The sequence below is a fragment of the Burkholderia sp. FERM BP-3421 genome, assembly GCF_028657905.1.
In the GTDB taxonomy this organism is placed as follows: domain Bacteria; phylum Pseudomonadota; class Gammaproteobacteria; order Burkholderiales; family Burkholderiaceae; genus Burkholderia.
The window spans coordinates 537,507-550,262 of record NZ_CP117781.1 but is presented as its reverse complement, the minus strand read 5'-3'; the positions used below and the strand labels follow the sequence as shown (position 1 = coordinate 550,262).

Sequence of the window (12,756 nt, the reverse complement as noted above, 5' to 3'; positions counted from 1 at the left end):
AGCGCCCCCTTCCTAGAGTGAAGCGCAAGCGGGCTGCATCGGGCCGCCCGCCGCCCTCCAAGGAACGTCGATGACCGACATCGTGGATCACGCGCGCGGCGCGCTCCGGGCCCAGCCGTTCAGCATGCTGCTCGGCACCGAACTCGTGTACATCGGAGGGGACGAGGCGTCGCTGTGCCTGCCGATCCGCGACGAGCTGAGGCAGCAGCACGGCTTCGTGCACGGCGGCGTGATCGGCTATCTGGTCGACAACGCGCTGACCTTCGCCGGCGCGCTCGCGCTCGGGCCGCGCGTCGTGACGGGCGAATACAAGCTCAACTACCTGCGGCCGGCCGTGAGCGGCACGCTCCTCGCGCGGGCGCGGCTGCTGTACGGCGGCCGTTATCAGGCAACCTGCCAGTGCCACGTGTTCGTGATAGACGACACGCACGAACGGCTCGTCGCGGTCGCGCAAGGCACCATCAACAAGATCGGCGACGGCAAGGCGGTCGATGGGGTGGATGAGCGGGCCTGAAGCACGCGAAACCGCGCCGGTCATGGCCCGGGTGTGCTGTCCGGCGCGAAGCGCGGCGCGTGATGGAGGCGGATGGCGCGGTTCCTGAGGCCGGACCGCCATCCGCCGGGCGCGCCGGCCTCCCTGCCGGTTCTGCCGCCTGTCTCCTCGCCTGTCTCCTCGCCTGTCTCCTCGCCTGTCTCCTCGCCTGTCTCCTCGCCTGTCTCCTCGCCTGTCTCCTCGCCTGTCTCCTCGCCAGCCCTCCCGCCAGCCCCGACGCCTCATCCCACCCCGCTAGGCATCCCCTTCGCGCAGCGGCAGGAAGCGCGGCGCGACACGCACGTCCAGCATCCCATCCCCGCGTTCCCGGTAGATCTCCCGCGCGACGTTGTGCGGGTGGCCGGCGGCATCGGCCACGCTCAGCACCGGCGCGAAACATGCGTCGCTGCCCTCCAGCCGCGCGCGCCAGTGCGCGGCCGGCGCGGTCGCGAACAGCGCGGCGAAGCGCGTCTTCAACGCGGGCCACGCGTCGCGCGCGTACTGCGCAGCCGGATCGACGTCCGCGAGCCCGAGCCGGTCGAGCAGGACTGCATAAAACGCCGGCTCCAGCGCGCCGACCGTGATCTGCTCGCCGTCCGCGCAGCGGTAGACCGCGTAGAACGGCGCGTCGAGGAACAGCCCCGGGCCGGGCGTATCGAGCTGACCCCGGGCGCGCGCCCACAGCGCGAGCGTGCCGAGCATCGCCGTGATGTCGACGATCGCGCCGTCGACCACGCGCCCCGGGCCGCCCGCCCGCACGTCGAGCAGCGCGCTGACGATCCCGAACGCGAGCCCGAGCGCGCCGCCCGCGTCGCCGACGACGGTCGGTGGAATCATCGGCGCCGCGCCGCGTGACGCGGACAGCGACAACAGGCCCGTGAGCGCGACGTAGTTGAGATCGTGGCCCGCGCAGTGCGCGAGTGGCCCGTGCTGGCCCCAGCCCGTCATACGCGCGTAGACGAGGCGCGGATTGAGCGCGCCGCACGCGTCGGGGCCGAGGCCCAGCCGTTCCATCGCGCCGGGCCGCAGGCCCTCGATCAGCGCATCGGCGGCCGCCGCGCGCGCGAGCGCCGCGTCGCGGGCGGCGGGCGTCTTCAGGTCGAGTTCGATGACGGTCTTGCCGTCGCGCAGCGGATCGTCGTCGCGACCGCGCAGCACCTCGGGCGCGCTCGCGCGCGCGGCGGGGCGGGCGATCAGGGTGACCTGCGCGCCCATGCCGGCCAGGATCCGGCCGGCCAGCGGCGCGGGGCCGAGCCCTTCGAATTCGACGACGGTCACGCCGGCCAGCGGGGCGTGCAGCGGCATATCGGCCTCCTCCTCGTTGCACGGCGCGGCGGTCGGGCGGTCCGGCGGTCCGGCTGACGCCGGGAAGCCGCGCGCACCGGATCGATGATACGGCGCGCGCGCCATGAGGTGACGATAGGTTTCGATACGACAGTCGGCCCCGCTGTCTTCAGGCCAACAACATGCCGGTTTCGTAGTCCAGCCGGTAGTGGGTCTCGTTGAAGTCGACGACCGCGACATGGTCGGGTTGCAAGCTGCAAACGCCAGTGAATATGTCGGCGCCGGACGTCGTCCACATCACCTCACCCTGCAGTGACAGGCGTGCGATTTCCAATTCCCCATGCGAGATGAGCACGGCACGCGTGCCGTCCCAGAGAATGCCGAAACAGGTCGCGACGTCGACCTGAGTAGCCCAGACCAGGCGATGCGGCAGACTCAGGGACAGGCAGGCGATATGATCGCCCACGGCCAGATACAACCGATCGTCGATCGCGACGGCCGAACGCGCGTGTACGGCGGAGCATCCTCCCCCCGCGCCCACGATCATCGCGCCCCGCCCATCCAACACCACGGCATGCGCGGAAGTCGGGTGGCCCGCCAACAGACGTACCTCGATCGGATAGGTGCGCGCGTTATCGGCCGAGCCGAACGAATAGGCCGGCTCATTCATGATTTGAACCAGGCCGAATGAAGTTGGTATTTGCATCCTTGTGCTCGATTCGAATGTCAGACAATGGACCCGGCCGACATCGCCGCCGCCCCCTCCTGCGGAGGCCATGTCGCCGCCATGCCGTTCTGCGCGACGATCACCCATCTCGTGAAGCCACGATCGCAGCCATGGATATGGCTCTTCCCGATATGCTCGCGGATAAGCGCGAGCGCAGCTTCCCGAGACGGATAATCGCCGATCTTCCGTTGCACTTGGATCAAGAAAGTGGAAGTGCCGAGCGTCAACGGCATCGCGCCGGGCAAGGACTCGCCCGGGTGCCCGCTGGAGAATAAATTAATCCACTCGCACCTGACCGGGTCGACGTCGGATTCGTGCGCGAGAAACAAGGAATGGACGCGCCGGGATTCATCGCACACCTCGGTGAATGGACGTTACGAGGGATTGCCGTCCACCGACTGATTATCCACCCGGGCATGCGCAAACGAAGGGCGCCGCGAAACGGTTGACCCACGCCGCTTCGACGCGGCGCACGCCATCGCTACAGCACGCCATCGATGCCACTGCTCGCGCAGCAAACCATCATGACGCGTATCGCAACCACTCGATACTTCCAGAGAACCTGAGCCATGAATCCGGACATTGCTCCGGCATGCTTCATCGCAACCCGCACAAACACGATTCAGCCATCGAGACGGGACCGGCCCCAAGCCCGTGATTCTCCGCACTCAACTTTTCTCGTTCTCAGCCGACAACACACCAACAAGCCCTGGAAACAATCATTCCAGCATCAGCCCAAAAAAACACTCCACCCGACACCCTCTATCAAAAACACAAAACCTTCAACCCATCGAACGACACCACAAATTACATGCTAAATAAAATCACACCGGACCTTATAGACCGATTCCACAAGGAGCATGACGCAAGTGGCGGCAACCTAATCAATGAGAAAATTTCAAGGCTATTCAAGTACTTTCCCGACAACACCTGCCGCAACGATGTAAAAATCAAAGTCTCCGTCATCAACACCATATACAACACATCGATCCAGTACATCGACCCCGTTGTAGAAAAAATAAACGAGGTATTTTCAAATGAAAATTACAAGAACACGATAAAGAAAAATCCAGAAAATATCGTCGACCTGATTGCAACGGCGCATTGGGTCAACAACACATCGGAGCGCAGCCATCAGCGCAAAAATCTCTCCTTTGCGTCGAAGTACATGCACTTTCAGAGCAACAAAGAAGCGCCCATCTACGACAGCTACGTCTGGATGCTGATAACAGCCTATCTGCGAAAGAATCACAAAACCCTATCCATCGGAAATCCAGGAAAATATTCCGACTTTCACGATCGATACACTATTTTCAAGCATGAATTCGACCTCTCGGAATACTCCAACTACGAAATCGACAAATTCCTCTGGCAATATGGAAGACATCTGATCAAGAAAATTACCGGCACCCAGAAAATCGGGACCGTAAAAGCAAGGCAGGAACTGCGCAGAAAGCTCTTCTCCACGTGAAGCCCTCTTCTTCGTCGCATCGGCCTTCGTTGAATTCGAGTGCCGATGCGTCGAGTGCCGAGGATAGCAATCGTATCCATCGACGGTCGGCTTACCCGCCCGACCCAGAGGCCGCTCGTCAGGCAGGTGAGCGAGTGGTCCGGCAAAGCCGGACAGGGCCCACCTAATCGAAGATACGAAGCGCGTCTTTCATTGACACGGGAAAAGTCACGACAAACATGGTCGCTCCACCGAGGGGCGAGGTCTCGCCGTCAGCAGTCAGCCACCTGTACCCCATCAAACCACCTCCCCGGCACCCGCACCCACCCTTCCATCAGCACCCGCGCTGCGGCTCATGATCGCCTTCCTCACGACTCCCCGTCCGCGCGCACCGCCTCCGCCCCCACCCGCAGCGTCCCCGACGGATGCCCGAAGCGCACCGCCTGCCGCTCACCGCCGCCCGCCGCGAGATTGACGAGCGTGCCCGGAATCGCCGCCGCCGTGCCGATCGCCACCGCCGCCGTTCCCATCATCGCGTGATGGAGCTTGCCCATCGACAACGCCCGCACCAGCAGATCCACATCCTCCGCCGCCACCGTCTTGCCGCTCGACGCGACATACGCCGCCGGCGGCGCGACGAACGCGACCTTCGGCGTATGCTGCCGCGTCGCGATTTCATCGAGCGATTTGATCAGCCCCATCCGCAGCGCCCCATGCGCGCGAATCGTCTCGAACCGGGCAAGCGCGGCCGGATCGCCGTTGATCGCGTCCTGCAGCTCGGCCCCGGTGTACCCGATCGCCGCCGCCTCGACGAAGATCGTCGGAATGCCCGCATTGATCATCGTCGCCTTCAGCGTGCCCACGCCGGGCACCTCCAGATCGTCGACGACCTGCCCGGTCGGGAACATCGCGCCGCCCGCGCCGTCTTCATCGGCCGCCGGGTCCATGAATTCCAGCTGCACCTCGGCCGCCGGAAACGTCACGCCGTCCAGCTCGAAATCGCCGGTCTCCTGCACCGCGCCGTTCGTGATCGGCACGTGCGCGACGATCGTCCTGCCGATGTTCGCCTGCCAGATCCGCACCACCGCGACGCCGTTCTCCGGCACCCGACTCGCATCCACCAGCCCGCCGCCGATCGCGAACGGCCCGACCGCCGCCGACAGGTTCCCGCAGTTGCCGCTCCAGTCCACGAACGCGCGATCGATCGACACCTGCCCGAACAGATAATCGACGTCGTGATCGGCGCGGCTGCTCTTCGCGACGATCACCGTCTTGCTCGTGCTAGAGGTCGCGCCGCCCATCCCGTCGATCTGCTTGCCGTACGGATCCGGGCTGCCGATCACGCGCAGCAGCAGCGCGTCGCGCGTCGCGCCCGGCACGCGCGCCGGCTCCGGCAAATCCTGCAGGCGGAAGAACACGCCCTTGCTGGTGCCGCCGCGCAGATAGGTCGCGGGAATCTTGATCTGAGCTACGTGAGTCATCTGTTCGTGTCCTGTAAGTGACGAAGGGCGGCGCGTCACCGCGCCGCCCGCTGCCGACGGCCGCCGCCGTCAGGCCGCCTTCGAGGCGGCGAGGAAGTCCTGCGCGAAGCGTTGCAGCACGCCGCCCGCGTCATAGATCGACACCTCTTCCGCGGTATCGAGCCGGCACGTGGCCGGCACCTCGACCTGCTCGCCGTTCCGGCGCCGGATCACGAGCGTGAGGTCGGCGCGCGGCGTGCGCGCGCCGATCACGTCGTACACCTCGGTGCCGTCGAGGCCAAGCGTCGTGCGATTGACGCCGGGCTTGAACTCCAGCGGCAGCACGCCCATCCCGATCAGGTTCGTGCGGTGGATCCGCTCGAAGCCTTCCGCGACGATCACCTCGACGCCCGCGAGCCGCACGCCCTTCGCCGCCCAGTCGCGCGACGAACCCTGGCCGTAGTCCGCGCCCGCGACGATGATCAGCGGCTGCTTGCGCGCCATGTAGGTTTCGATCGCTTCCCACATGCGCATCACCGTGCCGTCCGGCTCGACGCGCGCGAGCGAGCCCTTGCGCGTCTCGCCGTCGACCGTCGCCATCTCGTTGACGAGCGTCGGGTTCGCGAAGGTCGCGCGCTGCGCGGTCAGGTGATCGCCGCGATGGGTCGCGTAGGAATTGAAGTCCTCTTCCGGCAGGCCCATCTTCGTGAGATATTCACCCGCCGCGCTGTTCGCGAGGATCGCGTTCGACGGCGACAGGTGGTCGGTCGTGATGTTGTCGCCGAGCACGGCGAGCGGACGCATGCCGCGCAGCGTGCGTTCGCCCGCGAGCGCGCCTTCCCAGTACGGCGGGCGGCGGATGTAGGTGCTCTGCGGCCGCCAGTCGTACAGCGGCGCCGCGCGCTCGCCCGCATCGGCCGCGCGCGCGAACATCGGTTCGTACACCTGCCTGAACTGCGCGGGCTTCACGCTCGTCGCGACGATCGCGTCGATCTCCTCGTCGCTCGGCCAGATGTCCTTCAGCGTGACCGGCCGGCCCTCGGGGTCGATGCCCAGCGCATCCTTCTCGATGTCGAAGCGGATCGTGCCCGCGATCGCATAGGCGACCACGAGCGGCGGCGAGGCGAGGAACGCCTGCTTCGCGTACGGATGGATCCGGCCGTCGAAGTTGCGGTTGCCCGACAGCACCGCGGTCGCGTACAGATCGCGCTCGACGATCTCCTGCTGGATCGCCGGGTCGAGCGCGCCCGACATGCCGTTGCAGGTCGTGCACGCGAACGCGACGATGCCGAAGCCGAGCCGCTCCAGCTCCGGCAGCAGGTTCGCTTCCTTCAGATACAGTTCGACCGCCTTCGAGCCCGGCGCGAGCGAGCTTTTCACCCACGGCTTGCGCGTGAGGCCGCGCGCGTTCGCGTTGCGCGCGAGCAGCGCCGCCGCGATGACGTTGCGCGGGTTGCTGGTGTTCGTGCAGCTCGTGATCGCCGCGATGATCACCGCGCCGTCCGGCATCCGGCCCGGCGTCTCTTCCCACGCGCCGGCGATGCCGCGCGCGGCGAGGTCCGCCGTCGGCAGCCGCTTGTGCGGGTTCGACGGGCCGGCCATGTTGCGCGCCACGCTCGACAGGTCGAAGCGCAGCGTGCGCTCGTACTGCGCGCCGGCGAGGCTGTCGGCCCACAGGCCCGCCTGCTTCGCGTAGGTCTCGACGAGCGCCACCTGCTCGTCGCTGCGGCCGGTCAGGCGCAGGTAGTCGATCGTCTGGCCGTCGATGAAGAACATCGCGGCCGTCGCGCCGTATTCGGGCGCCATGTTCGAGATCGTCGCGCGATCGCCGAGCGTGAGGCTCGCCGCGCCCTCGCCGCGAAACTCCAGGTACGCGCCGACCACCTTCTCCTTGCGCAGGAACTCGGTCAGCGCGAGCACGATGTCGGTCGCGGTGATGCCCGGCTGGCGACGGCCGCTCAGCTCGACGCCGACGATGTCGGGCAGCCGCATCCACGACGCGCGCCCGAGCATCACGTTCTCGGCCTCCAGCCCGCCCACGCCGATCGCGATCACGCCGAGCGCGTCGACGTGCGGCGTGTGGCTGTCGGTGCCGACGCAGGTGTCCGGATACGCGACGCCGTCGTCGCTCACCTGCACCACGGGCGACATCTTCTCCAGGTTGATCTGATGCATGATGCCGTTGCCGGGCGGGATCACGTCGACGTTGCGGAACGCCTTCCTGGTCCAGTCAATGAAGTGGAAGCGGTCTTCGTTGCGGCGATCCTCGATCGCGCGGTTCTTCGCGAACGCGTCGGGCTCGAAGCCGCCGCATTCGACCGCGAGCGAGTGGTCGACGATCAGTTGCACCGGCACGACCGGGTTCACCTGCGCCGGATCGCCGCCCTGGTCGGCGATCGCGTCGCGCAGCCCGGCGAGATCGACGAGCGCGGTCTGGCCGAGGATGTCGTGACACACGACGCGCGCGGGAAACCAGGGGAAATCCTGCTCGCGCTTGCGCTCGACGAGCTGGCGCAGCGCGTCGTCGAGCCGCGCGGGCTCGCAGCGGCGCACCAGGTTCTCGGCGAGCACGCGCGAGGTGTACGGCAGCGTGTCGTAGGCGCCCGGCGCGAGCGCGTCGACGGCCGCACGCGCATCGAAGTAGTCGAGGCGGGTGCCGGGCAGGGGTTTGCGGTAGGCGGTATTCATGGGGATGGGACTGGCTTGGTATGACGAACAAGGGGCGCCGCAGCGCCCCCGGTGTGTGCTCAGCGCTTCTCGATCGGCACGAACTTCAGGTCTTCGGGGCCCGTGTAGTTCGCGCTCGGGCGGATGATCTTGTTGTCGATCCGCTGCTCGATGATGTGCGCGCTCCAGCCGGAGGTGCGCGCGATCACGAACAGCGGCGTGAACATCGCGGTCGGCACGCCCATCATGTGATACGACACCGCGCTGAACCAGTCGAGGTTCGGGAACATCTTCTTCGCGTCCCACATCACCGTTTCGAGGCGCTCGGCGATGTTGAACAGCTTCATGTTGCCCGCTTCCTTCGACAGCTTGCGCGCGATCTCCTTGATCACCTTGTTGCGCGGATCGGAGATCGTGTATACCGGGTGGCCGAAGCCGATCACCACTTCCTTGTTCTCGACGCGCCGGCGGATGTCGGCTTCCGCCTCGTCCGGCGTGCGGTAGCGGCTCTGGATCTCGAAGGCGACTTCGTTCGCGCCGCCGTGCTTCGGCCCGCGCAGCGCGCCGATCGCGCCCGTGATCGCCGAATAGACGTCGGAACCGGTGCCCGCGATCACGCGGCCCGTGAAGGTCGACGCGTTGAACTCGTGCTCCGCGTACAGGTTCAGCGACGCGTGCATCGCCGCGACCCACGACTTCGACGGCTCCTTGCCGTGCAGCAGGTGCAGGAAGTGCCCGCCGATCGAATCGTCGTCGGTCTCGGTCTCGATCCGCTTGCCGTTGTGCGAGTAGTGATACCAGTACAGCAGCATCGAGCCCAGCGACGCCATCAGGCGATCGGCGATGTCGCGCGCGCCCGGCAGGTTGTGGTCGTCCTTCTCCGGCAGCACGGTGCCGAGCACCGACACGCCGGTGCGCATCACGTCCATCGGGTGAGCCGACGCCGGCACCCATTCGAGCGCGGCCTTGACGTTGGCCGGCAGGCCGCGCAGCGCGCGCAGGCGGGTCTTGTACGCGGCCAGTTCGCTGACGGTCGGCAGCGTCTCGTGCACGAGCAGGTGCGCGACCTCCTCGAATTCGCTGGTGCTCGCGATGTCGAGGATGTCATAGCCCCGGTAGTGCAGGTCGTTGCCGGTCCGGCCGACCGTGCACAGCGCGGTGTTGCCGGCCGTCACGCCCGACAGCGCCACCGATTTCTTCGGCTTGAAGCCCGTCGCCGCTGCTTCCTTCGTCTCGCTCATCCTTGCTCTCTCCTGGGTTTCGGTATGTCGGTATCAGTTGCGGCCTTCGCTGAAGAGGCTGTCGAGCTTCTCTTCATACGCGTAGTAGCCCAGATAGTCGTACAGTTCGGCGCGCGTCTGCATGGTCGGCACCGCGGCTTTCTGCGTGCCGTCGCGGCGCACCGTCTCGTAGAAATTGAGCGCGGCCTTGTTCATCGCACGATACGCGCCGCAGCAATACAGCGCGATGTCGACGTTCGCGGCGTGCAGCTCGTCCACCGTGAAGAACGGCGTCGAACCGAATTCGGTGAGGTTCGCGAGGATCGGCACCTTGACCGCTTCCTTCACGCGCCGGTAGTCGTCGAGCGACTTCATCGCCTCGGGGAAGATCATGTCCGCGCCGGCCTCGACGTACGCGACCGCGCGCTCGATCGCCGCGTCGAGCCCTTCGGCCGCCGCCGCGTCGGTGCGCGCCATGATCACGAACTGATCGTCGGTGCGCGCGTCGACGGCCGCCTTGATGCGGTCGACCATCTCGCCCGTCGGCACGCATTCCTTGCCCGGCCGGTGGCCGCAGCGCTTCTGGCCGACCTGGTCCTCCAGGTGCACGGCCGCGACGCCCGCCTTGATGAACGAGCGGACCGTGCGCGCGATGTTGAATGCGCCGCCCCAACCCGTGTCGATGTCGACGAGAAGCGGCAGTTGGGTGGCGTCGGTGATGCGGCCCGCGTCGATCAGCACGTCGTCCATCGTGCTGATGCCGAGATCGGGGATGCCCAGCGAATTCGCGGCCACGCCGCCGCCCGACAGATAGACCGCCTTGAAGCCGACCGCCTCGGCCATCTTGGCCGCGTACGCGGTGATCGCGCCGACCACCTGCAGCGGCTGCTCGGCCGCGACCGCCGCGCGGAACTTCGCGCCGGCGCTGTGGAGTTGTGGATTGCCCATCGTTCGTCTCCTGAAGAATGGGGCTTATTCAGCAAGGAGCGGGCCAGCCGCTGCCCGCCCGGCTAACCCGCTGATTATTAACCCGATCCACCTTGATCGCACATTTCATTTCATTTCACTTTCGACATTCCAGATTCCAGTTCTGCAATTCGTGCGCGATAATGGCGACCTCCTCCCGTCCATCCGGCCGTCGATGAACCTGCCCACCGAGTCCCTTATCCGACCCCGCATCTGGGCGGTCGGCATCAGCCAGCTGCGCGCGCTGTTCCGCGACATCGCCGACGAATACGACGAGCGCGCGGAGCTGCGCATCGTCGCGCGCGGCTACGAGGAGGCGATCACCGCGCTCGCGACCGCGGGCCGCGACCGCCCCGACGCGATCGTCGCGGCCGGCTCGAACGGCACCTACCTGAAGACGCGCGTGCGGGTGCCGGTGGTGCTGGTCAATCCGACCGGGTTCGACGTGATGCACGCGCTCGCCCGCGCGCGCCGCGACGCGGGCCGGGTCGCGCTCGTCAGCTACGGCGAGACGCCGGCCGAGATCCGCAGCTTCATGGCCGCGTATGGCCTCGACATCACGTTCGCGTCCTACCAGACCGCGCAGGAGGCCGAGGCGCGGGTGCGCGAACTGCAGGCGCGCGGCGTCGAGACGATCGTCGGGCCGGGCCTCGTCACCGAGCTGGCCGCCGCCGCCGGGATGGGCGCCGTGTTCCTGTACTCGCACGCCTCGGTGCGCGCGGCCGTCGACACCGCCCTGGAAGTCGCGCACGCCACCCACGGCGAGGCATTGCGCCGCCAGCGGCTCGACAACCTGTTGCAGCACCTGCGCGACGGCGTGGTCGCGCTCGATGCGCAGGGCCGCGTCGAGGCGATCAACGCGCGGCTCGCCGATGCGCTCGGGCTCGACGCGACGGCGGCGGTCGGCCGCGCGCTGCTCGATCTCACGCCCGAGCTGCGCACGCTGCGCGACGACGAGGGCGATACGCTCGCGACCGTGCGGGGCGTGCGCTACGTCGTGCATCGCGGCCCGCTCGCCGCGAGCGGCGGCGCGGCGGGCAGCGTGCTGACGTTCCAGGAATCGCGCGCGGTCGAGCGCCTCGACCGGACGTTGCGCTCGCAACAGCGCGCGCAGCAGTTCACCGCGCGCTACCGGCTCGACGATGTGATCGGCGCATCCGCGCCGATGGCGCGCGTGCGCGAGCTCGCGCGTCGCTATGCGAAATCCGATGCGACGGTGCTGATCCTCGGCGAGAGCGGCACGGGCAAGGAAATGATCGCGCAGAGCCTGCATGCGTTGAGCGTGCGGCGCAAGTTCCCGTTCGTCGCGGTGAACTGCGGCGCGTTTCCCGAGGCGCTGCTCGAAAGCGAGCTGTTCGGCTACGAGGAAGGCGCGTTCACCGGCGCGCGGCGCGGCGGCAAGGCGGGCCTGTTCGAGGCCGCGCATCGCGGCACCCTGTTCCTCGATGAAATCGCCGAGATGCCGCCGTCGCTGCAAAGCCGCCTGCTGCGCGTGCTGCAGGAGCGCGAGGTGGTGCGGCTCGGATCGACCGAGCCGATCCGCATCGACGTGCGCGTGGTCGCCGCCACTCATTGCCCGCTGCGCGCGGCCGTCGAGGCCGGCACGTTCCGCGCCGACCTGTACTACCGGCTCAACATCCTGAACATCGGCCTGCCGCCGCTGCGCGAGCGCCCCACCGACATCCCCGCGCTCGCGGCCGATCTGCTCGCGCGCGCCGCGAAGCGCGAGGCGCGGCTCGCGGAGCACGTGCGCGACGCGCACGACGCGGCGCGCCTGCTCGCCGACACGCATGCGACCTTGATGCGCTATGGCTGGCCCGGCAATGTGCGCGAACTGCAGAACGTGATCGAGCGGATCGCCGTGGAGCTGGCCGACGCGCCCGAATCAGGCGCGCCCGTCGCCGCGCTGAACCCGGCCGCGCTGCGCGCGATCGCGCCCGAGGTGTTCGACGCCCCGCCTACCGAGCCTGGCGGCCCGGCATCGCCGGCGACGCTGCGGCAACGCCGCCGCCACGTCGAGGCGGCCGAAATCCGCGCCGTGCTCGACGCCTGCGACGGCGACCGCGAGCGCGCCTGTGCGCAACTCGGCATCAGCAAGACGACGTTATGGCGCAAACTCGCGGCATCCGATACCGTATCGGACACGCACGGCGATAAACCGCGCTGACGCGCGCGATACCGCAACCACGACGAAGCCGTCGCGCACGCGATTCAAGCGACATTGCCCGCGCAAACGCGCGGGCAGTGTCGTTAGCGTGTCACGCGCCCATGCTTGCGGCATGCGCGTCTGCCGCGCATGCCTTGCCCCACGCCCCCACCGCTCCCGCCCGACGCCCGCGCCCCATTCCGGTGCGACGCGCGCGCCCTGTCGCGCACACTTAATCATTCAGAATTTCTACATAAATTAGCGGCCCTTTAAAACCACATAGAATTAAAAATATTTAAAGATA

Annotated in this window: 9 protein-coding genes and 1 pseudogene; 3 read left to right on the top strand and 7 right to left on the bottom strand. The window is 67.3% G+C overall.

What is annotated here, in order from left to right; genetic code table 11:
- Nucleotides 1-70: 70 nt before the first annotated feature.
- Nucleotides 71-514, top strand: a complete 444-nt coding sequence (locus Bsp3421_RS05570) for a PaaI family thioesterase (RefSeq protein WP_273997330.1) — start codon at nucleotides 71-73, stop codon at nucleotides 512-514.
- Between the two features lie 273 nt (nucleotides 515-787).
- Here the strand turns inward: Bsp3421_RS05570 and Bsp3421_RS05565 are convergent, their stop codons facing one another.
- The 3 genes from Bsp3421_RS05565 to Bsp3421_RS05555 all read right to left on the bottom strand — a co-directional run bounded on the left by Bsp3421_RS05565 (nucleotide 788) and on the right by Bsp3421_RS05555 (nucleotide 2,872).
- A complete protein-coding gene (locus Bsp3421_RS05565) occupies nucleotides 788-1,837 on the bottom strand; it encodes a CoA transferase (RefSeq protein WP_273997329.1) in 1,050 nt (349 codons plus the stop codon).
- A 148-nt stretch (nucleotides 1,838-1,985) separates the two neighbouring features.
- Nucleotides 1,986-2,486 (bottom strand): hypothetical protein, encoded by a 501-nt coding sequence (locus Bsp3421_RS05560; protein WP_273997328.1) that lies wholly within the window; start codon nucleotides 2,484-2,486, stop codon nucleotides 1,986-1,988.
- Nucleotides 2,487-2,542: 56 nt separating this feature from the next.
- Nucleotides 2,543-2,872, bottom strand: coding sequence for a hypothetical protein (locus Bsp3421_RS05555; protein WP_273997327.1), 330 nt, complete (start codon nucleotides 2,870-2,872; stop codon nucleotides 2,543-2,545).
- A 482-nt stretch (nucleotides 2,873-3,354) separates the two neighbouring features.
- Between Bsp3421_RS05555 and Bsp3421_RS05550 the strand changes: the two genes are divergently transcribed.
- A complete protein-coding gene (locus Bsp3421_RS05550; protein WP_273997326.1) occupies nucleotides 3,355-4,014 on the top strand; it encodes a hypothetical protein in 660 nt (219 codons plus the stop codon).
- Between the two features lie 251 nt (nucleotides 4,015-4,265).
- Here Bsp3421_RS05550 and prpF read toward each other — a convergent pair.
- From prpF to prpB, 4 genes and pseudogenes are all read right to left on the bottom strand, one after another.
- Nucleotides 4,266-5,474 (bottom strand): annotated as a pseudogene (gene prpF / locus Bsp3421_RS05545) (2-methylaconitate cis-trans isomerase PrpF).
- Nucleotides 5,475-5,543: 69 nt separating this feature from the next.
- Nucleotides 5,544-8,141 carry a Fe/S-dependent 2-methylisocitrate dehydratase AcnD gene (gene acnD, locus Bsp3421_RS05540; RefSeq protein WP_273997325.1) on the bottom strand — a complete coding sequence of 866 codons (2,598 nt, stop codon included), beginning with the start codon at nucleotides 8,139-8,141 and terminating at the stop codon, nucleotides 5,544-5,546.
- Nucleotides 8,142-8,200: 59 nt separating this feature from the next.
- Nucleotides 8,201-9,361 (bottom strand): bifunctional 2-methylcitrate synthase/citrate synthase, encoded by a 1,161-nt coding sequence (prpC, locus tag Bsp3421_RS05535; RefSeq protein ID WP_273997323.1) that lies wholly within the window; start codon nucleotides 9,359-9,361, stop codon nucleotides 8,201-8,203.
- A 33-nt stretch (nucleotides 9,362-9,394) separates the two neighbouring features.
- A complete protein-coding gene (gene prpB / locus Bsp3421_RS05530; protein WP_273997322.1) occupies nucleotides 9,395-10,288 on the bottom strand; it encodes a methylisocitrate lyase in 894 nt (297 codons plus the stop codon).
- Between the two features lie 193 nt (nucleotides 10,289-10,481).
- On the opposite strand from prpB, the gene prpR reads away from it, so the two are divergent.
- Nucleotides 10,482-12,473 carry a propionate catabolism operon regulatory protein PrpR gene (gene prpR, locus Bsp3421_RS05525; RefSeq protein WP_273997321.1) on the top strand — a complete coding sequence of 664 codons (1,992 nt, stop codon included), beginning with the start codon at nucleotides 10,482-10,484 and terminating at the stop codon, nucleotides 12,471-12,473.
- Nucleotides 12,474-12,756: the final 283 nt, after the last annotated feature.

Bases quoted from the DNA above. Each gene is read 5' to 3' on its own strand.
- Bsp3421_RS05570 (WP_273997330.1), top strand. From the start codon at position 71: ATGACCGACATCGTGGATCACGCGCGCGGCGCGCTCCGGGCCCAGCCG.
- Bsp3421_RS05565 (WP_273997329.1), bottom strand. From the start codon at position 1,837: ATGCCGCTGCACGCCCCGCTGGCCGGCGTGACCGTCGTCGAATTCGAA.
- Bsp3421_RS05560 (WP_273997328.1), bottom strand. From the start codon at position 2,486: ATGAATGAGCCGGCCTATTCGTTCGGCTCGGCCGATAACGCGCGCACC.
- Bsp3421_RS05550 (WP_273997326.1), top strand. From the start codon at position 3,355: ATGCTAAATAAAATCACACCGGACCTTATAGACCGATTCCACAAGGAG.
- acnD (WP_273997325.1), bottom strand. From the start codon at position 8,141: ATGAATACCGCCTACCGCAAACCCCTGCCCGGCACCCGCCTCGACTAC.
- prpC (WP_273997323.1), bottom strand. From the start codon at position 9,361: ATGAGCGAGACGAAGGAAGCAGCGGCGACGGGCTTCAAGCCGAAGAAA.
- prpB (WP_273997322.1), bottom strand. From the start codon at position 10,288: ATGGGCAATCCACAACTCCACAGCGCCGGCGCGAAGTTCCGCGCGGCG.
- prpR (WP_273997321.1), top strand. From the start codon at position 10,482: ATGAACCTGCCCACCGAGTCCCTTATCCGACCCCGCATCTGGGCGGTC.